Below are 20,031 nucleotides of genomic sequence, written 5' to 3'. Positions count from 1 at the left end.
ATTTATTCCTCCAGTTTTATTATGAATCTTTTTTTATTAGCCAACCATAATATCCTTTATCATTTTTTTCATACTTGAGTATGGCATCAAATTTATTACCATCCTTGCCAGTCATAGATTTGACTTTAGCATCACCTTTTTTAAGTAAACTTTTAACTATAGTTTTTGTTGGTCTCTTTTTAAATAATTGTAAGTATTTATCATCTTTGAAGATACCATATTTACAATTATTATAATTTGTACAGAAGAATCCTTTTTCGCTTTCCATAACATCGCCACCACAAACTGGACATTTTCCTAGAGCAGTATTTTCACTAGATTTAGATGTTTTGGTATCAGTCTTTGTAGATTTTTTAGAGGATGAAGGGTTTTTATCACTTACAAACTTTTTAGTTTTTGCATTATAAGTGAAACTTTCTGTAGAAATCTTTTTTTGTCTATCATATTTAATAAGATTAACACTATTCCAAATAAAGTTCATTATATTGTTTAAATATTCTTTTCTAGTAAACTGTCCTTTTTGTATATCACTTAAGCTTTTTTCTAGTTTACCAGTATAATCCACGTCAAATAACTCTTTAACAGGGAATATTTCTACTAGATTTTGACCTAAGTCAGTTATAAAATAAGATTTTCCTTTTTTACTTACGTATCCAACTTGACCAATTTTCTTAAGTACTTCAGCACGAGTGGCAGATGTACCTATGGAATATCCAGATAAAACTGTTGTATCATCATCAGAGACATTTTTACCACAGTTTTTCATGGCTCTAAGCAGAGTTTCCTCAGTATATGGCTTAGGAGGAGTAGTTTGTTTGCTTAAAGGTTTGATTTCTATAACGTCAACTATTTCGTTTTTATCCATCATAGGAAGTAAATCATCTTTTTCTTCCTTATTATAAACTTCTAAATATCCTTTAATTCTAAGTACCTTTCCTTTAGTAAGGAAGATATTTTTATTCACATCAGTTTTAACTTCTGTATTCTCATATTCTGCTGGTGGCATAAAGTTAGCTATAAATCTATCTTTGATAGCATTGTAAACAATAGCTTCATCTGGTGTTAGATTTGTAGGTATTATGTAAGTAGGTGTGATGGCACTATGGCTATCGACTTTTGAAGAGTCAAAAACTCTTTTTGTTTTAGTAAATTTAATTTTATCTTCGTAAGGCAGACCTTTTTTTAATTTTTCTAAAGTTTGAGAAGTCTTATCCACTAAGCTTTCTTCAAGAAAAATAGAATCAGTTCTTGGATAAGTGATATATCCACCTTTACCTTTACCTTCATATAAAGATTGACAAACGCTAAGAACTTTATCTGATGTAAAGTGACTATACTTAGAAGTTATAAAACCTTGAAGTGAAGTCAAAGAAAATAATTTAGGAGCAAACTCTTTTGAAGTAGTAACTTTTTTATCTGTTATAGTACCTTCTTTAGAAGTAATACTATCAATTATTGCTTTAGCTTCTTCAGGTGTATCAAATTTGCTGTTTTTGTTTTTAACTAATTTACCTTTATATTCACCATTTTTACATCTAAAACTTCCTTCTATCTCATAATAAGTTTTTGGAATGAAATTTCTTATTTCCATATCTCTATCGTAAACTAGTTTTACAGTAGGAAGAATTACACGTCCTATGTTTAATAATTTACCATTTCCATATTTAAGAGTTGCTATAGAAGTAAAGTTTATACCTATTAGCCAGTCTGTGATTAGTCTTGTGTAACCAGCAGCTTGTAGATTTCTCATTTCTTCATCGTCTTTAAGATTTTGAAGACCTTTTGTAATATCTTGAGGAGTCCATTCATTAACTAATATTCTTTTTACAGGCTTCTTATTTTTTGCCATAAGAAAAATTAAAAAAGATATTAGTTCACCTTCTCTATCATTATCTGTTGCATTTATTATGTACTCAACATCATTTCTATTTAACAAAGTTTTAATTACATTAAATTGATCTTTTTTAGAAGCTTCAACTTTGAATTTAAATCTATCTTGAGGGATAAATGGAAAATTATCCATCTTCCATGATCCAGAATATTTATCTTTATCATAATCTTTCATATCATATAGAGATACTAAATGTCCAACTGCATAAGTGACAATATATTCATTTCCTTCAAAATATCCGTTGTGTCTAGTTTTTGCCCCTAAAAAGGATGCAATAGTTTTAGCAACAGATGGTTTTTCTGCTAAAATAAGTTTCATTTCATACCTCCTTTTGAACATTACAATATTACCACATATATTGGAACTACTCAAGTATTTGGAAATTAAATTCTTATACACTTACATAATATTATATATTGTAGTAAAATATAAAAGTGTTTTAAATAAGATGAAAAATAATAAATTCAAAAGGAGATAACAACATGAAAAATATTAAAATTCAATATCTTAATGATGAAATAAAAAGATTAGAATACATAGATGGAAAGTCTGACTGGATAGATTTAAGAGCTGCTGAAAAAGTGGAATTAAAAGCAGGGGAATTTAAATTAATTCCTTTAGGAGTTGCTATGGAGTTACCAAAAGGTTATGAAGCTCATATAGTACCAAGAAGTAGTACTTTTAAAAACTTTGGAATAATTCAAACTAATCATTGTGGAATCGTAGATAACACATATTGTGGGCCAAATGATTGGTGGTTTATGCCAGCATTTGCTCTTAGAGACACAGTAATAGAAGTAAATGATAGAATATGCCAATTTAGGATACAAGAAAATCAACCAAAGATAGTTTTTAATGAAGTAGAAAAGCTTCAAGCAGAAGATAGAGGCGGAATTGGAAGTACAGGTAAACAATAATATATTTATATAATAATAGGTTAACTAAGTTATAGTTGGCCTATTATTATATCCCGAAATTAGTTATTTACTCATGTAAATAATGTAAATATATTTAAACTTATGGACAAAAACTTACATTTTTGTGATAATACTAATTATACTATTTAAGATTATTAAGAAACTTATCTTTAAAAATTGATAATATAAAAAATAGCACTGTGAGAGGAGTTGAGTAAATTATAACTGTAATAAGTTATAATATATTTATGAGTATTGATAAAAAATACGTTTTAACAGGATTAGTAGCGTCGTCAATTATGTTACATACAGGAATGAGTACAGCATTTGCAGACACTGAGTATAGAGTTATAACAGCAGATGCGGTAAACTTTAGAAGTGGACCGTCAACAAGTTACGCATCAATTGGAAAGTTTAATAAAGGTGATAAGGTAGAATATTTAGGTGAAAGCGGTTCCTGGATAAAAGTCAAATATTCTGACAAAACAGGATATGTTTATGGACAATACGTTGGGGAATATTCATCAAGTACTATAACAAAATATGTAAATACTACAGTACTAAACTTTAGAAGTGGACCATCAACAAGTTATTCAGTACTAGGAACACTATCAAGTGGGACTAAGATAGAAGTAATATCGACATCAAATGGATGGTCAAAAATAAAATATGATAATCAAACAGGATATGTATCAAGCCAGTATTTAAGTAGTAGTGCTCCTGAATCAAGTAGTACAACAATAAAATATGTAAATACTTCAACATTAAATGTTAGAAGTGGAGCATCAACAAGTTATTCAGTACTAGGAACACTATCAAGCGGGACTAAGATAGAAGTAATATCAACATCAGATGGATGGTCAAAAATAAAATATAATAGTCAAACAGGATATGTATCAAGCCAGTATTTAAGTAGTAATGCTCCTGATGACTTTACTTCAACACCTTCAACGTCTTCATCAGTAAGTAATGTTATATCACTAGCTAAAACTTTACTTGGAAAGCCTTATGTATGGGGGGCTCAAGGACCTAGCAGTTTTGACTGTTCAGGATTTACTTACTATGTATTTAAAAATGCAGCTAATATAAGTTTACCAAGAGTTTCAAGGGATCAAAGTAATTATGGTACTTATGTAAGTAAAAGTAATTTAAAAGCTGGTGACTTAATATTCTTCGATACGAGTGGACCAAATGATGGTAATGTTGGTCATGTTGGAATATATTTAGGAAATAATGAGTTTATACATGCTTCATCAAGTAAAGGACAAGTTGTAATTTCTCAAATGAGTTCTTATTATAATGGAGCATTTGTAAACGCTAGAAGAGTATTATAAATTAAAAACCACCTCTATTTTTAGAGGTGGTTTTTAATTTATAAAATTTTTTATGATATTTAAACCGGCACAAATTATTATGAACATGCATATATTTACAATAATAGAGTTTTTTCTATTAAAATTATCAATAGGAGTTGATAATCTTATAATATTAAATTATAAGAAAAAATATGAGTGCAAGTATAAATAATAATATAAAAATAGTTAATGTGGATAATTTGAATTTTAGAAAGGGGCCTTCTACTAATTATGAAATAATACAATCACTTCCTAAAAATACCCAAGTGGAAATAGTACCACAGTCAGATGGGTGGATTTTAGTTAGATACAAAGATACCCTTGGATTTGTGTCTAGCAAATATTTAAGTGATAAAATAATACAAGCAGCAGAAAAGGTGAAAAAGTATGTCAATGTAAGTGTATTAAATTTTAGAAGTGGGCCTTCAACAAAAGCATCCATTCTAGGAACTATATCTAAGGGAAGTGAAGTAGAAGTAATATCAACATCAGATGGATGGTCAAAAATAAAATATAATGGAAAAGAAGGGTATGTAGCAAGTAATTATTTAAGTAATAAAATAACAAACATTACTCAAATAACAACTTCAATAAGTGCAGAAAAAATAATTGAATATGCTAAAACTTTACTTGGTCAAAAGTATGTTTGGGCAGATGAAGGGCCTGAAACTTTTGATTGTTCTGGATTTACATGGTATGTATATAAAAATATAGCAAGAATATCTTTACCACGTTCATCAAAGGAGCAAGGAACTTATGGAACGTATATTAGCAAAAAAGATTTACAACCTGGTGATTTAGTATTTTTTGATACGGTGGGTGCTATGGATAATGTTATTTCTCATGTGGGAATCTATTTAGGAAATAATCAATTTATACATGCATCTTCTAGTCAAGGTAAAGTAGTAATTTCTCAATTAGATAGTGATTATTACTCAAAGGCTTTTGTTAATGGGAGAAGAGTATTAAAGTAATTTTAAAACCGCCTCATTTAAAGAGGCGGTTTTAAAATTATTAAGACTTTGTAATTTACATATTTATACAAAAAACAAATATGCTATAATTTCAACATAGGGGATGAAGATTTTAAGGGGGGGAAAAGTATAGATAACTATGAATTGGCAAAGTCATATGAAGAAAGTTTGTCTTTGTATGACAAAAAAATGAAGGGGATTTATTACACACCTAAAATAATTGTTAATTATATATTAGAAGACGTATTTAAAAACCATAATATAATTAAAAATCCAGAGCCTAAGATTTTAGATTTATCTTGTGGATGTGGAAACTTTTTAATAGAAGCTTATAATATTATATATAAATTAATAAAAAATAACTTGGATGAAATAAACAAAAAATACGGTAAAAATTACATTAATAATATAAGTGATCATATTATAAATAAGTGTATCTATGGAGTAGATCTAGATAAAGATGCCATAAATATTTTAAAAGAAACCTTAAATAAAAAGAGATCATCTAATCATAATACAAAAAAAGACAGTCTGTCGATTATAAACAACATAAGTTGTGATGATGCTTTAAAAAAGGATTATTATATGAAATTTGATTATATTATAGGAAATCCACCTTATATAGGACATAAGATGCTAGATAAGGAATATAAACAGTTTTTATTAAGTGAATATAAAGAAGTTTATAAAGATAAAGCTGATATGTATTTTTGTTTTTATAAAAAAGCTTTAGATTTAATAAGTGATGAAGGCAAAATAGGGCTTATTACACCGAGATATTTTTTAGAAAGTCCATCAGGCAAACTTCTTAGAGATTATCTTTGGAGTAATTGTGATATAAAGAAGGTTATAGATTTAAAAAATGTTAATGTATTTAAAAATTTAGGCATAGCACCTCTTATAGCTATTTTAAACAAAAAAACAAATTATAATATATTAGTTACATACAAAATAAGAGACAATACAAATATTGAAAATATAAAAGACTTAAAAATATTATTAAATAGTGAGAAATGTGAAAAGATAAGTATTAATCAAGTAGATTTACGAAATAATTGGATAATACTTAATTATGAAGATAAAATACTTTATGAAAGAATAGAACAAAAAGGTGAATATGATCTAGAAGATATATGTGTAAGTTTTCAAGGTATAATTACTGGTTGTGATAAAGCATTCATATTAAATATTGAAGATGAAAGAATAGAACATATTGACAAAAAGCTCTTAAAGTCATGGATAAAAAATAGAAATGTAAATCAATATATAATAGAAGAAAGTAATAAAAAGCTAATTTATGCAAATGATATTAAAGAAATTAATAAATATCCTTATATAGAAGAAAATTGCTTCAAACCTTATAAAGATAAATTGGAAAATAGAAGAGAATGTATTAAGAAAGTTAGAAAATGGTATGAACTTCAGTGGGGAAGAGATACTAGCTTATTTGAAAGAAAAAAAATCATGTATCCATATAAGAGTTCTAACAACAAGTTTGCCATAGATGATAATAATAGTTTTAGTAGTGCAGACGTATATTCCTTCTATATTAAGGAAGAATATGAAAATGTATTCTCTTATGAGTATATAGTGGCAATATTAAACAGTGAAATCTATGATAGATATTTTAAAATGATAGGAAAATGTATGGGGAATAAAATATATGATTATTATCCAAATAAAGTAATGAAACTAAAAATATTTAAAGATGAGAATTATAGTGAAATAGAGGCTCTTAGTAAAAAAATAATTTCAATTAAAAAGGAAGTTGGATTTATTAAAAATAATATAAAGTTGCAAGGTAAAAAAAATGCCATTAATAAAGAAATTAATTACCTTGAAAATGAAAGCCATTTCCTTCAAAATAAAGTTAACGAATTAATTAATAAATCACTTAACTTATAGCAATTTTGCTCAATTTAATTCATATAATAAAATAATGAATTATTTGGGGGGTGAGATAAGTGATAAATATGAGTATAAATGAAGAAGAAAAGAAAGTTTATGTTGATGTAAGTGGCTTTATAAGTAAAAGAGAAGCAAATAATTTTTTAAACACTTATAAGCAAACTATTAAAAATAAAAAATCATCATTATATAAATTAGTAGTTTCTCCATCTTTTTTCGAATGCGAGGATGAAGATGATATCAGAACCGTATGTATGGCTTTCTTAAAAACAGGATACAAAAAAATTTATCTTGTTGATGAAGAAAATTATATAATGAACAACTTATCACTAAAACCAATTGAGAAGAAATTATTTTTAAAGTCAATAAAAGTTGTAAACACTAAAGGGGCTATAAAATAACATGAAAAAATATGGAGAATATATTATATATATTCTCCATGAAAAGTTAGGTGATAAAATGAAAAAAGGTCTTGTATTAGAAGGTGGGGGAACAAAAGGCGCTTATCAAATAGGAGCTTATAGAGCCTTAACAGATTTAGGAATGCAATTTACTGGAATAGCAGGAACTTCCATAGGGGCATTAAATGGAGCGCTTATTGTTCAGGGGGATTTCGATGCTATGGAGGATATTTGGGTAAACTATGATTATAAAAGCTTTATGAATATAGATGAAGATGTATATGAAAGGTATAAAAATGTTGAAATGAAGGTAAAGAGCTTTCATGATGTAGTCGAACTAATGAATAAAGCTAGAAAAAATCAGGGAATAGATATAAGCCCACTTAGAAAATTACTAGAGGAAAAAATTGATGAAGAGAAAATAAGAAAATCTAAAATTGATTTTGGTATAACAACAGCATATTGGGATGGAAAGATATTTCCAAAACTTTTATACACAGAAGATATACCAGAAGGAAGATTAGTAGATTACTTAATAGCTAGTTCATCACTACCAATATTTCAGTTGGACAAGCTAGATGATAAACTTTATCTAGATGGAATGTTCTCAGATAACATACCAATTAATATGTTGGCACAAAAGGGATATGATGATATAGTAGTAATTAGATTAGTGGATGACTTCTTTGGTAAAATGATAATAAATAGATATCAAAATTTGAATTTAAAGGTTATAGTACCATCTCAATATTTGGGAGGTTCACTTAATAAAGATAAGGATCATATTGAATCAAATATAAAGCTTGGATATCTTGATACCATGAAAGCTTATAAAAGATATGATGGAGTTAATTATTTCTTCAATCTTGACTGTAAATATAATGAGGATTATTGTTTTAATAAAATATGCAATCTGAGTAATGATACTATAAATGATTTATGTTATTTATTAAATATAAAAAAAGATATAAATCGTAGAACGCTAATGGAAAATATTATACCTAAAATTATTGAAGTTTTAGATATAGACAAAAATTCTTCTTATAAAGATATTTTTTACAGTATGTATGAAAGAAAGCTTGAAGAAAATAATATAAATAGGGTTGAACTTTATGATTTCAATAAAGTTATCCAAACTTGTAATAAACAAATGAATGACAGTAAGCTACTTGTCACTCACTCAACTAGTAAATTAGCGAAAATAATCACTAATTTGATTATTTATGATTTTAATAAACAAAAATAAGCTAATTATTTAATTAAATTTTTTAATTTGCCTGGAGGTTGTAAAATGGAAAAGGTAGTAGTAATCAAAAATGAAACAGGTTTACATGCGAGACCAGCTGGTATGTTTGTAAAAAAAGCATCAGAATTCACTTCAACAGTTGAAGTAAAATGCAAAGGTAAAGTAGTAAACGCTAAATCAATAATGGGAATAATGAGTTTAGGCCTTGGAAAAGGTGAAGAAGTAACTATATGTGCAGCTGGTGCAGATGAAGAAGCAGCAGTTAATGCTTTAGTTGAATTAGTAGAGTCTGGATTTGGTGAATAATCCAATATAAACCTGGGTATAAATTACCCAGGTTTTAATGTAATAATATCTTTAGGAGGAAAAGCAACATGTTAAAGGGTATAGGAGCATCTCCAGGTATTGTTTTGGGGAAAGCGTTAGTAGTTGAAGATACGCAGTTAGTAATAGAAAGAAAAGCAATATCTGATTGTGAAGCAGAAATATCAAAATTAAGAACTGCTGTTGAAGTTTCAAAAGAAGAGTTAACAAAAGTAAAGGAAAAGGCTTTAGCTGAACTTGGCGAGCACGAAGCTGAAATATTTGAAGCACATTTATTAGTGTTAGAAGATCCAGAATTAGTTGAATCTGCTGTTAGTAAAATAAATGATGAAAAAATTAATGCAGACTTTGCATTAAATGAAATAAAAGAAATGTTCGTAGGTATGTTTGAATCTATGGACAATGAATATATGAGAGAAAGAGCTGCTGATATAAAAGACGTAACAAACAGAGTTCTTAGACACATACTAGGTGTAAAAGTTATAGACTTAGCTGATTTAGCTGAAGAAGTAGTATTAGTTGCTCACGACTTAACACCATCTGATACAGCAACAATGGATAAGAAAAAAGTTTTAGGATTCTTAACAGATATAGGAGGAAGAACTTCTCATACTGCTATAATGTCTAGAACTTTAGAAATAGCTGCTATAGTAGGTCTTAGTGATGCAACAAAAGAAATAAAAGACGGTGATTTAGTAGCATTTAATGGAGATACTGGTGAAGTAATTATAAACCCAGATGAAGAAACCATAACTAAATATACAAAATTAAAAACTGATTTTGAAGAATACAAAAAAGCATTAGAATTATTAAAAGGTAAGGCTTCAATAACTACTGATGGAAGACATGTGGAACTTGCAGGTAACATAGGTACTCCAGGAGATGTAGAAGGTCTTATAAAAAATGATGCTGAAGGTGTAGGACTTTATAGAACAGAATTCTTATACATGGATAGAAGTGATTTCCCAAGTGAAGAGGAGCAATACAATGCTTACAAAGCAGTACTTGAAGGAATGGCTGGAAAACCAATAGTTATAAGAACTTTAGATATAGGTGGAGACAAGAAATTAGATTATCTACCAATGGATGAAGAAATGAATCCATTCTTAGGATACAGAGCTATAAGACTTTGTCTAGATAGAAAAGAAATATTTGTAACTCAACTTAGAGCTTTATATAGAGCAAGTGTACATGGAAAATTAAGAATAATGTTCCCAATGATATCTTCATTAGAAGAATTATTACAAGCTAAAGAAGTTTGTGAAGAAGTTAAATCTCAGTTAAAAGCTGAAGGAATAGCTTATTCTGAAGAAGTAGAAGTTGGTATGATGATAGAAGTTCCATCTGCAGCAGTAATATCAGATGTACTTGCTAAGCATGTTGATTTCTTCTCAATAGGAACTAATGACTTAATACAATATACTTGTGCAGTTGATAGAATGAACCAAAAAATAAGTTACCTATATAACCAATTTAACCCAGCTGTACTTAGACTTATAAAAATGGTTATAGATAATGCACACAAAGAAGGTAAATGGGCTGGAATGTGTGGAGAGTCTGCAGGAGATCAATTAATGATACCAATATTACTTGGATTTGGATTAGATGAATTCTCAATGAGTCCAATATCAATATTACCTGCTAGAAAATTAATAAATTCATTAAGTTTTGAAGATATGAAAAAATTCTCAGAAGAAGTACTATCTCTTGGAACTGCAGAAGAAATAAAAGCTTATGTAGAAAAAACTTTTAGTAAATAATATAAAAAAGCTATCTTTTTAGGATAGCTTTTTACATATTGTAGACGGATTACTTGGAATGTGGAAAAATTTAATTTAGAAGATCCTTATCATAATGGAATAAAGAAAGAATGTTATATTTATATTGAAGTTAAGTAAAAAGTAGATAAAATAAATTATATTGTAGTATACTAAAAATATTAATTAACTTAGGCAAAGGAGATATATGTAAATGAGTGTATATGGAAATCTACAAAAAATAAGAAATGGAAAAAGAACTTATGCTATAACACCACATATTCCAGGTGGATTTATTATTCCAGATAATTTAATAAAAATAGGAGAAGTAGCAAAAAAATACAAAGGTGTTTTAAAAATAACTTCTGGTCAAAGAATTTTAATTACAAATTTAAAACAAGAGGATTTACCGGCAATATGGGAAGAATTAGGAATGGAACCAGCTGTAAAAGTACAAAATTCACTTAAAAATGTGGAAATGTGCCCATCAAACTATTGTAAGCGTTCAAAATATCCAACTATTGGAATAGGGATGAAGATTAGTAGGAAATTTCATGGTATGGAACTTCCATGCAGAACTAAAATAGGGGTTGCAGGATGTAAAAATGCATGTTCAAGTGTATACTCTAAAGATATAGGAGTAATGGTTGATCTAGATAGTACTTTTTATATTACTGTTGGTGGTAGTGCTGGGTATCATCCAAGAAGTTCAGATATAGTTACTAAAGGATTATCAGAAGATGAAGCTTTTAATTTAGTTAAAATAATACTTTTTTATTATAAAGATACAGCTAAACTAGGCGAAAAATTAGGAGATTTTGTAGATAGAATAAGCATAGATACTTTTAGAGAAGAAGTTCTTAATATAGCTGACTTAGAACTTAAATTATAATATATGATTAAAAGAGTTATAGAGAATACTGTAACTCTTTTAATCATATATTTATTTTTTACAGCAAAAATAGCTATTCTAGCATTATCATATTCATAACTACAAGTTGATAAAGTCATTATTTGATCTTTGGAAGTTACAATCTGCCTACAATACATAGACTCACCTAAGATTTTACTTAGAAAATTATCAAAATCTTTTTTATACCCTTTTATAATATATAATTTATACATTACTTTACTAAAAATAAACACAATTTAATTAAAACAAGAGAATATATGTAATTAATGTTTAAAACAATAATAAACTTAAAGTGAGTGATTATTTATATTAATACAAAGGAGTATAAAATGAATAATAGTAGTGAATTAAATAATAATGAAAATTCTTACACAATGATAAAGATTATAGCTTTACTAATTGGATTACAGATAAGTAGAGTATTGCTAAAGCAAAGTGTGTTTTTAGTTTTATCCTATAACAAATTTAATGATGTATTAATATCTACAATTATAATGTTTTTACTTACGCTATTTGTAATATATAAATCCAAAAAAGAAAAAGTTTCTTTAGATATTTTCTCTTATATGAAAAATAAAGAATCAAAAATTTATTACTTTCTTGTAACTGGAGCTGTATTACTTTTAATTCTTACATCTCCTTCTTTTTTAACAAAAATATCAATAGAGACCATTCTACCTTTACTTTACACAGCTATAATGACACCTATATATGAAGAACTTATATTTAGATCTTACATATGGAATATTTTAAAAAAAGAAAATATGGATGAAATAAAAATCTACTTTTTGACGACAGTTCTATTTTCTGTTTATCATATTGGATATATTGATGAAATTATTATGACAAGTGGATTTAATCATATGGCATTAATTATTATGATTAAATGCTCACTAATGTTAAGTTATGGATTTTTCATAGGCTTTTTTAGGTATAGAATAAAAAACTCATACTCTTGTATATTAGTGCATGGTTTTATAAATATATTTGGAAGATAAAAATATTTGTAATTTATGAATTGTAACTAGTAATTAAGAACTATAATTAAAATAAGAAAATTAGTTGCTATGCAGGGGAGGGCAAGATGAAAAATATCTTTAGAGAGCTTAATGTAAAAGAAGATTTTTCAAAAGAGGAAGTCAAGGAATCTTATTTCAATTTAATGAAAAAATATTATGATGAGTTAAGTATAGATGATTCGGTTTTGTTCCTTGCACAAAAAAGAATAGATAGAGTAGACGAAGCTTTTGAAATGATTTCATCCATAAAAGATTTTGATTATTTAGAAGATAAGTATGATGTTTTATATAACATATGTGAAGAATTTAAAAAGAAAAAAAATTACAAGAAGGCTTTGTTAATATCAAATGAACTTATTGATTTTATACCGATTTTTCCAGATAGTTACTTGTTAAAGGCTGATATATTAGCAAAAATAAATGAACATGAAGAAGCAATTAAATATTTTGAAATTGCTGAAGAGATGGAGTATGAAATTAAAGAGGATCAATATATACAATATCATAAATCACAAAGTCAGATAGAAGCTAAAAAATATGAAGATGCGATTAAAACTTTAAAGAAAATTACCAAATTGTATGGAGATAATCCATTTTTCTTTTTTGACATTGCATGTTGTTATAAAGAATTAGGAGATGAAGAAATGTATAAACATTATTGTGAAAAGAGGGATAAATATTGGAGGGAACATGAAAATGATTAAGAGGGTGTAAGCCCTCTTTAATTATGTGAAGAAATAAATTTGTATTTATGATATTATTAATAATAAATGACAAATTTAGGGGGGACAAATATGAAATACAAATTATGCTTATTTGACTTTGATTATACTTTAGCGGATACAACTAATCCTATAGTAGAATGTTTTAGGCATACTTTTGAGACAATGAATATAGATGGTTTTGATAGAGAAAAAGCTATTAAAACTATCGGTATGACATTAGATGATGCCTTTCCAGAACTAACAGGAATAAAGGATGAAGAAAAGGTTCAAGAGCTTGTATCAATTTATAGAGTTAAATCAGATGAGATTACAATTCAAAATACTGTTTTATTTGAAGATACTGTTGAAACACTAAAGACTCTCAAGCAAAATGGAATAAAAGTGGGTATAGTATCTAGTAGAATGGGAGCTAGAATAGATAAAATACTAGAGCATTTAGATTGTAGAAAATACGTTGATTATATAATAGGCTATGAAAATGTGACCACTCATAAACCAAATCCAGAAGGTTTAATGAAAGCATTAGACTACTTTAATTGTAAAAAAGAAGATGTACTATATGTTGGAGATAGCTATATAGATGCTAAGGCAGCAGAAAATGGACAAATAGATTTTGTTGGAGTTACTACTGGAACTACATCACAAAATGATTTTAAAGAATATAATAATATTAAGATAGTAAATAATTTATCATCTATACTAGAGATTATATAGAATATATTATTTATTGTTTTAACATTTATTTAAAATGGGGGATACTTATGAAAGGTAAATTTGTAATAACTATTGGTAGAGAATACGGTAGTGGTGGTGGAGAAATAGGAAGAAAACTGGCTGCGTATTTTGATATACCATGCTATGATAAAGAATTACTAACTATAGTGGCCAAAGAAAGCGGATATTGCAAGGAATATTTTGAAAAATATGATGAAAAGCCATTAAAAGTTTTGAGTTACTTTGGATATGACTATGGATCAAATAATTTACCTATTAACCACCAATTATTTTTAAAACAGTTTAATTTGATACAAAAACTTGCCACTGAAAAATCTTGTATATTTGTTGGAAGAGCATCAAATTATGCTTTAAAAGAATTTGATAATGTATTTAATATATTTATTCATGGAGATTTTGAATTTAGAAGAAAAAGAGCTATAATTGAACATAATGTAAAGGAAGAAATAAGTGCTTCTGTTGTGAAAAAAATAGATAAAGAAAGAGCGTCTTATTATAAATACTACACAGACTCTTATTGGGGAGATGCAAAGAATTATCATTTATGTTTAGATACTAGCTTTATTGGCATAGATGAGGCTGTAAGGATGATAATAGACTTTGTTGAAAAAAAATTTAAATAATCAACTAATAGAGAGAATTAGTTAAAAAAGCTGGGTATATTTGATATGTTCAGCTTTTTAGATATTGAGAATTTATAATTTAAACATAAATAGGCTATATTAATTTAGTTTCACATAATTCTTTTGGAGTTGAAAAATGAATATTACACATACATTTACATTTTTCATGGGCTCCCCATGATGCTAAACCAAAGTCCATTTGAGCATTTCTAGCACACTCTATATCAAAATAAGTATCACCTACAAATAATGCGTCTTCAACTGAGACTTTTGACTGTTGAAGAATTTTTAGAAGTGAATCTGCATTTGGTTTTGGATGTTGAACTTCATCAATACAAACTACATAATCAAAATAATGATTAACATTGAAGTGTTTAACTGTTGTATCATATTCAAATCTAGTTTTAGAAGTAGCTATGGCTAAAATAACATTATTTTTTCTTAAGAATTCTAAAGTATTTTCAATCTCATCAAACAATTTAATTTCATCTTTATAATCATCAATATACTTAATCCACTTGCTATAACTAAACCCATTATCGCTAATACCAAAATTTGAGAAAACCGCATCTCCAGGCATACCAATAGCAAATTCTAAGTCTTCTAAGTTTACTTCTATATTATGATGTTTTTTTAAACATTTTTGCAGTCCTTTTAATACAGCAGATTCTGTATCTAATAATGTTCCATCAATATCAAAAATTATTAATTTATACATATATTACTCCTTTTAAACAGTATTTTGGCAATTTTAATCTTAATAAAAATTATATATTACTTTACAATAGAACGTATAGTATAAATCTTTTCAAGTTTTTTTGAAGTGATTTATACTGTTATATTTTTTTGCAATAAACAGTGAAAGACATTTGACTGTTTTATATTTAATAATGCTGATAGAATTTAATCATAGCAATTGGGGGGAGAAAAATGAAGAAGAGAACAAAAGAAATACTCTTTGAAATTATAGATAGAAATGACATAACAATATCATCTTTGGCAAAAAACTTTAGTGTATCCCAAAGAACAATAAGGAATGATTTAAATGATATTAATAATTTTCTTAAAGAAAATAGTATATCACTTTTATCCTTATGTAGTAATGGTAAGATTGAAAAAAAAGATGACATTAAGGATGCGTATGAATTAATTTCTGATAGAGATTTTTATACATATAAGTTATCAAAGGAAGAAAGAAAAATAATGATAGCTATTATACTTATAGAATCTTCAGAATATATTACACTTTCGAAAATTGCAGATACCCTTTATGTAAGTAGAGCAACCATAATAAATGATTTAGGAAGAGTTAAAGAATATTTAAAATCAGGGAATCTAACTGTCATATCTCATGCCAATAAAGGTTTAAGGCTTGATGGATTAGAAAGTGATAAAAGAAGCTTTTTATTAAATATTATTTTATCCGATAAAGATAATAAAAATTTAATCTCATCTATAAATAGTGAAAATTTATTGTTAAAAAGTGATATGGATAAAATACATAGGATTATTAATGAACAGGAACATACACATGAAAAATATCTTACTGACTTATCTTACTTAAAATTAAGGTCTTATTTGACTATAGCCATATTAAGGCTTAAAAAGGGTGAATTAATAGAAAAGCAAAATATTACTTGTAAAACCAAACTTCCTATGGCTCAAGATATATTTAAATATATTTCTCAATATTGTAATATTATGACAACAGTAGATGAAGAAATATTTTTAAGTAGAGTATTGAATGAATTGAGATATTTAAAAAAAGACAATGAAAATGAAAGTATGGTAAAAATTCAGCTTTTAACAAGACAATTTATAGAAGGCGTATCACATGAGTTAAAAATGAACTTAAATGATGATTATGATTTTTATCAAAATTTATCTAATCATTTAGAATCCATATTTAGAGCGAGAAATAATAATTTACAACCTAATGAATTTATAGATGCGGTGGTAATAAAAAATCCTAATGTTATTATGGCAGCTAGAAAACATATAGATATTATTGAAAAGTATACACAAAGAGAAATATGCGATATAGAGCTTGCTTATATAACGATTCATATTTGTGCAGCCATAGAAAGAAAGAAAAATCAAGAAATAGCCTTCCATGTGATTTTAGTATGTAACGGAGGTATAGGAACTTCACAGTTGCTTCTAGCTAAGCTAAAGACACATTATAATTTCCAAATAGTTGACATAGTATCATCTCATGATGAAAAAAACATAAATAATAGAAATGCTGACTTAGTAATATCAACGGTGCCATTAGAAAATATTAAAAATGATTATGTTATAGTATCTCCACTTTTTACAGATGAAGATTACATAAGATTAGGAAGTAAAATTGATGAAATTAGAAATGATAGAAATATTCCACCAAGAATTGAGAAAAAAGAAGTAACTGCAAAGGGGCTTTTAAATAAGTTAAAATCAGTTTTTATGGAATTTGAAGATAAAATGCCAGTAGAATTAACTGAAAAAGTTACAGATGCAATCTTAGATTACTTTGATGATGGAAGTCATGAAGAATTAGATTATACAAAACCATATCTTCATCACCTATTACCAAGTTCTAATATTAAATTAGATGTGGAGTGTGATAATTGGAGAGATGCAATTAAAATTTCCGCAAAAAAATTGCTAGATGATGGTTATATAGAAGAACGATACATAAGTAGTATGATTGCCAATATAGAAGAAAATGGTCCTTATGTAGTAATCTCAGAAGGATTTGCTATGCCTCATGAAGGTATAGACTCTGGAACTAAAAAAGTTGGAATGAACTTAATTAGGTTAAAAAATCCTATAATGTTTGGTGATGGTGAAGAAGGAGAAGAAGTAAAGTTTGTTTGTTGTTTAAGTGCAATAGATCATAATACACATTTAAAAGCCTTTTTTAACTTAGTAAACATGCTAGGTCAAGATAAATTTAAAGAAGCAATGGAAAATGCTAAAACTGAATATGAATTATCTGAAATTATAAGAAGATATGAATATAGCATCTAGGGAGGTGAAAAAGTTGGTTTGGGAACAACTAAAAGAAAATTTAATATTTCCGAAGCTAGAAGTTCAAGATAGCTCAGAAATAATGGAGGAAATGGGAAGTGAATTTATAAAAGAAGGTTTATGTAAGGGCAGCTATGTAAATGCTCTTATAAACCGTGAATCAGAATTTCCAACAGGAATAGATGTTGATGGATTTGGAATAGCAATACCTCATACAGATGTATCACATGTTAATGAGGCAGGAATTGGTATAGCCACATTAAAAGAACCTGTTAAATTTATACAAATGGGAACTGATGATGAAGAAGTAGATGCGAAAGTTATAGTAATGTTAGCTGTAGATGATCCTCAAAAACATTTATCAACTTTACAAAGTATATTAGGGATTCTACAAGATAAAAATGTATTATTCCAGTTATCAAATGCAAAAAACAAAGAAGATATAATAGAAATAATAAAAAATAAGGAGAATGAATAATTATGAAAAAGAAAGTAATAGTAGCATGCGGTGGAGCTGTGGCAACATCAACAATAGCAGCAAATAAAATAGTTGAATTAGGAAAGAAAAATGGAATAGAAATAGAAATTGCACAAGTTAGAATATCTGAAATAGAATCAAACTTAAGTGGTGCAAGCTTAATAGTTACAACTTCTAAAGTAAAAAGAGATTATGGTATACCTTTAATAACAGGAATGCCTTTTATATCAGGTGTAGGGGTAGAAAAAACTGAGAAAGCAATTTTAGAAGTATTACAAGGTTAGAAATTATATTTATATAAAACTAAGGAGGAATTACCATGGGAATATTTGGTGATATAATCAATTATATCATAGGTCTTGGGGCATCAGTTATGCTTCCACTTGTAATTGCAGTTTTAAGTATATGTGTTGGTGTTAAAGTTGGTAAGTCAGTTAGGTCAGGTTTAATGATCGGTGTAGGATTTGTTGGTCTTGGACTTATAGTAGACATGATGAATGCTCAACTTGGACCTGCAGCGCAAGCAATGTCTGAAAACTTTGGCCTTTCAATGAGTGTAGTTGATATAGGATGGCCTGGAGCATCACCTATGACTTGGGCATCTAATATAGCAACTGTAGCAATACCAATAGCAATAGCAGTAAATATAATAATGTTAGCTTTAAAATGGACAAAAACTGTAAATATAGATATATGGAATATATGGCATATGACGTTTACAGGAGCAATAGCATATGTGGCAACAGGTAACTTCTGGATAGGTATATTAGGAGTAATAGTTCATGCGGCTATAGCATATAAACTAGGTGATATATGGGCACCTTTAATGACAGATTATTTTGAATTAGATGGACTTACAGTACCACATGGTACGTCTGCATACTTAGCACCAGTAGCTTGTGTTATAGATTGGGTAATAGAAAAAATACCAGGAATAAGAGATATAGATATAACAGCAGATTCTTTACAAGAAAAGGTTGGAGTTCTTGGAGAACCAATAGTAATAGGTGGTATATTAGGAGCTTTAGTAGGATTTTTAGCTGGTTATAATTTTTCAGCTTCATTACAATTAGGTGTAAAAATGTCAGCAGTAATGGTACTAATGCCTAAAGTTGTAAAATGTATAATGGAAGGATTAATGCCAATATCAGAAAGAGCAAAAGAAATATTATCTAAGAAATATGATAACTCTGAATTCTATATAGGATTAGATCCTGCTATATTACTAGGGGATCCACAAGTTGTAACAGCAGGACTAATATTTATACCTCTTACTATATTAATAGCTGTTATTGTTCCGGGTAACGTTATCCTGCCATTTGGGGATTTAGCAACAATAGGATTTTTTATAGCAATTGCAGTAGCAGTACATAAAGGAAATCTATTTAGAACTATAATTTCAGGATCATTCATAATGTATTTCACGATATGGATAGCAAACCAAACTATACCTTGGGTAACAAAGTTAGCAGAAACTACAAATTCTATGAATGGTGCATCTCAATTAGCTGCACTAGACCAAGGTGGAGCACCAATAACTTATGTGTTCACAGAAATATTTACTAGAGATAATATACCAGGAATGTTAATAGTAGGTGGTATATATGTACTATGTTTAGTATTTGCTGTTAGAACATCTAAGCAACGTGCAAAAGCATTAAAAGAGGAAAATATAGCTTAAGGTTAAGAAATATATACTTACTAAGTGATAACTAATGTATTAGTTATCACTTAGTATAACATATATTTTTTT

The 20,031-nt window shown here is 27.8% G+C and carries 19 protein-coding genes; 17 read left to right on the top strand and 2 right to left on the bottom strand.

Annotated elements, in window-relative coordinates; translation table 11 throughout:
* Positions 1 to 19: 19 nt before the first annotated feature.
* Positions 20 to 2,209, bottom strand: coding sequence for a DNA topoisomerase (locus TVTCOM_RS15610; RefSeq protein WP_434797187.1), 2,190 nt, complete (start codon positions 2,207 to 2,209; stop codon positions 20 to 22).
* 164 nt (positions 2,210 to 2,373) lie between these two features.
* Between TVTCOM_RS15610 and TVTCOM_RS15605 the strand changes: the two genes are divergently transcribed.
* From TVTCOM_RS15605 to TVTCOM_RS15545, 13 genes are all read left to right on the top strand, one after another.
* Positions 2,374 to 2,808: a dUTP diphosphatase gene (locus TVTCOM_RS15605; protein ID WP_039680622.1), complete on the top strand. Its 435-nt coding sequence runs from the start codon at positions 2,374 to 2,376 to the stop codon at positions 2,806 to 2,808.
* Between the two features lie 248 nt (positions 2,809 to 3,056).
* Positions 3,057 to 4,142, top strand: coding sequence for an SH3 domain-containing protein (locus tag TVTCOM_RS15600; protein ID WP_434797186.1), 1,086 nt, complete (start codon positions 3,057 to 3,059; stop codon positions 4,140 to 4,142).
* 173 nt (positions 4,143 to 4,315) lie between these two features.
* On the top strand, positions 4,316 to 5,137 hold the full coding sequence (locus TVTCOM_RS15595) for an SH3 domain-containing protein (protein WP_434797185.1): 822 nt from the start codon (positions 4,316 to 4,318) through the stop codon (positions 5,135 to 5,137).
* A 144-nt stretch (positions 5,138 to 5,281) separates the two neighbouring features.
* Entirely contained in the window at positions 5,282 to 7,042 is a 1,761-nt protein-coding gene (locus TVTCOM_RS15590; RefSeq protein WP_434797184.1) for an Eco57I restriction-modification methylase domain-containing protein, read from the top strand.
* A gap of 59 nt (positions 7,043 to 7,101) precedes the next feature.
* Positions 7,102 to 7,446 (top strand): hypothetical protein, encoded by a 345-nt coding sequence (locus TVTCOM_RS15585; RefSeq protein ID WP_434797183.1) that lies wholly within the window; start codon positions 7,102 to 7,104, stop codon positions 7,444 to 7,446.
* Between the two features lies 1 nt (position 7,447).
* A complete protein-coding gene (locus TVTCOM_RS15580) occupies positions 7,448 to 8,692 on the top strand; it encodes a patatin-like phospholipase family protein (RefSeq protein ID WP_434797182.1) in 1,245 nt (414 codons plus the stop codon).
* A gap of 45 nt (positions 8,693 to 8,737) precedes the next feature.
* The gene (locus TVTCOM_RS15575) at positions 8,738 to 8,998 is read left to right on the top strand and encodes an HPr family phosphocarrier protein (protein ID WP_018591429.1); all 261 of its coding nucleotides are present in this window, start codon (positions 8,738 to 8,740) and stop codon (positions 8,996 to 8,998) included.
* Positions 8,999 to 9,066: 68 nt separating this feature from the next.
* Positions 9,067 to 10,776, top strand: a complete 1,710-nt coding sequence (gene ptsP / locus TVTCOM_RS15570; RefSeq protein ID WP_434797181.1) for a phosphoenolpyruvate--protein phosphotransferase — start codon at positions 9,067 to 9,069, stop codon at positions 10,774 to 10,776.
* 211 nt (positions 10,777 to 10,987) lie between these two features.
* Positions 10,988 to 11,665, top strand: a complete 678-nt coding sequence (locus TVTCOM_RS15565) for an NAD(P)/FAD-dependent oxidoreductase (protein WP_434797180.1) — start codon at positions 10,988 to 10,990, stop codon at positions 11,663 to 11,665.
* 350 nt (positions 11,666 to 12,015) lie between these two features.
* Positions 12,016 to 12,684, top strand: coding sequence for a CPBP family intramembrane glutamic endopeptidase (locus TVTCOM_RS15560; RefSeq protein WP_434797179.1), 669 nt, complete (start codon positions 12,016 to 12,018; stop codon positions 12,682 to 12,684).
* A gap of 86 nt (positions 12,685 to 12,770) precedes the next feature.
* On the top strand, positions 12,771 to 13,409 hold the full coding sequence (locus tag TVTCOM_RS15555) for a tetratricopeptide repeat protein (RefSeq protein WP_434797178.1): 639 nt from the start codon (positions 12,771 to 12,773) through the stop codon (positions 13,407 to 13,409).
* Between the two features lie 90 nt (positions 13,410 to 13,499).
* Positions 13,500 to 14,144 (top strand): HAD family hydrolase, encoded by a 645-nt coding sequence (locus tag TVTCOM_RS15550; RefSeq protein ID WP_434797177.1) that lies wholly within the window; start codon positions 13,500 to 13,502, stop codon positions 14,142 to 14,144.
* A gap of 47 nt (positions 14,145 to 14,191) precedes the next feature.
* Complete coding sequence (locus TVTCOM_RS15545; RefSeq protein WP_434797176.1) at positions 14,192 to 14,788, top strand: AAA family ATPase; 597 nt, start codon at positions 14,192 to 14,194, stop codon at positions 14,786 to 14,788.
* A gap of 94 nt (positions 14,789 to 14,882) precedes the next feature.
* On the opposite strand, the gene TVTCOM_RS15540 is transcribed toward TVTCOM_RS15545, so the two are convergent.
* Entirely contained in the window at positions 14,883 to 15,506 is a 624-nt protein-coding gene (locus TVTCOM_RS15540) for an HAD family hydrolase (protein ID WP_434797175.1), read from the bottom strand.
* A 212-nt stretch (positions 15,507 to 15,718) separates the two neighbouring features.
* Here TVTCOM_RS15540 and TVTCOM_RS15535 point away from each other — a divergent pair, with 212 nt between their 5' ends.
* The 4 genes from TVTCOM_RS15535 to TVTCOM_RS15520 are packed head-to-tail and all read left to right on the top strand — an operon-like array spanning position 15,719 to position 19,959.
* A complete protein-coding gene (locus tag TVTCOM_RS15535) occupies positions 15,719 to 17,800 on the top strand; it encodes a BglG family transcription antiterminator (protein ID WP_434797174.1) in 2,082 nt (693 codons plus the stop codon).
* 13 nt (positions 17,801 to 17,813) lie between these two features.
* The gene (locus TVTCOM_RS15530) at positions 17,814 to 18,278 is read left to right on the top strand and encodes a PTS sugar transporter subunit IIA (RefSeq protein WP_434797173.1); all 465 of its coding nucleotides are present in this window, start codon (positions 17,814 to 17,816) and stop codon (positions 18,276 to 18,278) included.
* Between the two features lie 2 nt (positions 18,279 to 18,280).
* Complete coding sequence (gene gatB / locus TVTCOM_RS15525; RefSeq protein WP_434797172.1) at positions 18,281 to 18,562, top strand: PTS galactitol transporter subunit IIB; 282 nt, start codon at positions 18,281 to 18,283, stop codon at positions 18,560 to 18,562.
* Between the two features lie 35 nt (positions 18,563 to 18,597).
* Entirely contained in the window at positions 18,598 to 19,959 is a 1,362-nt protein-coding gene (locus tag TVTCOM_RS15520; RefSeq protein WP_434797171.1) for a PTS galactitol transporter subunit IIC, read from the top strand.
* Positions 19,960 to 20,031 lie beyond the last annotated feature (72 nt).

It is taken from the genome of Terrisporobacter vanillatitrophus (assembly GCF_051148895.1).
GTDB classification, from domain to species: domain Bacteria; phylum Bacillota; class Clostridia; order Peptostreptococcales; family Peptostreptococcaceae; genus Terrisporobacter; species Terrisporobacter vanillatitrophus.
The sequence above is the reverse complement of the archived record's forward strand: the minus strand, read 5'-3'. Positions and strand labels throughout refer to the sequence as shown.

Coding starts and splice junctions, on each gene's coding strand:
- TVTCOM_RS15610 (WP_434797187.1), bottom strand. CDS start 2,209: ATGAAACTTATTTTAGCAGAAAAACCATCTGTTGCTAAAACTATTGCA.
- TVTCOM_RS15605 (WP_039680622.1), top strand. CDS start 2,374: ATGAAAAATATTAAAATTCAATATCTTAATGATGAAATAAAAAGATTA.
- TVTCOM_RS15600 (WP_434797186.1), top strand. CDS start 3,057: ATGAGTATTGATAAAAAATACGTTTTAACAGGATTAGTAGCGTCGTCA.
- TVTCOM_RS15595 (WP_434797185.1), top strand. CDS start 4,316: ATGAGTGCAAGTATAAATAATAATATAAAAATAGTTAATGTGGATAAT.
- TVTCOM_RS15580 (WP_434797182.1), top strand. CDS start 7,448: ATGAAAAAATATGGAGAATATATTATATATATTCTCCATGAAAAGTTA.
- TVTCOM_RS15575 (WP_018591429.1), top strand. CDS start 8,738: ATGGAAAAGGTAGTAGTAATCAAAAATGAAACAGGTTTACATGCGAGA.
- ptsP (WP_434797181.1), top strand. CDS start 9,067: ATGTTAAAGGGTATAGGAGCATCTCCAGGTATTGTTTTGGGGAAAGCG.
- TVTCOM_RS15565 (WP_434797180.1), top strand. CDS start 10,988: ATGAGTGTATATGGAAATCTACAAAAAATAAGAAATGGAAAAAGAACT.
- TVTCOM_RS15560 (WP_434797179.1), top strand. CDS start 12,016: ATGAATAATAGTAGTGAATTAAATAATAATGAAAATTCTTACACAATG.
- TVTCOM_RS15555 (WP_434797178.1), top strand. CDS start 12,771: ATGAAAAATATCTTTAGAGAGCTTAATGTAAAAGAAGATTTTTCAAAA.
- TVTCOM_RS15550 (WP_434797177.1), top strand. CDS start 13,500: ATGAAATACAAATTATGCTTATTTGACTTTGATTATACTTTAGCGGAT.
- TVTCOM_RS15545 (WP_434797176.1), top strand. CDS start 14,192: ATGAAAGGTAAATTTGTAATAACTATTGGTAGAGAATACGGTAGTGGT.
- TVTCOM_RS15540 (WP_434797175.1), bottom strand. CDS start 15,506: ATGTATAAATTAATAATTTTTGATATTGATGGAACATTATTAGATACA.
- TVTCOM_RS15535 (WP_434797174.1), top strand. CDS start 15,719: ATGAAGAAGAGAACAAAAGAAATACTCTTTGAAATTATAGATAGAAAT.
- gatB (WP_434797172.1), top strand. CDS start 18,281: ATGAAAAAGAAAGTAATAGTAGCATGCGGTGGAGCTGTGGCAACATCA.
- TVTCOM_RS15520 (WP_434797171.1), top strand. CDS start 18,598: ATGGGAATATTTGGTGATATAATCAATTATATCATAGGTCTTGGGGCA.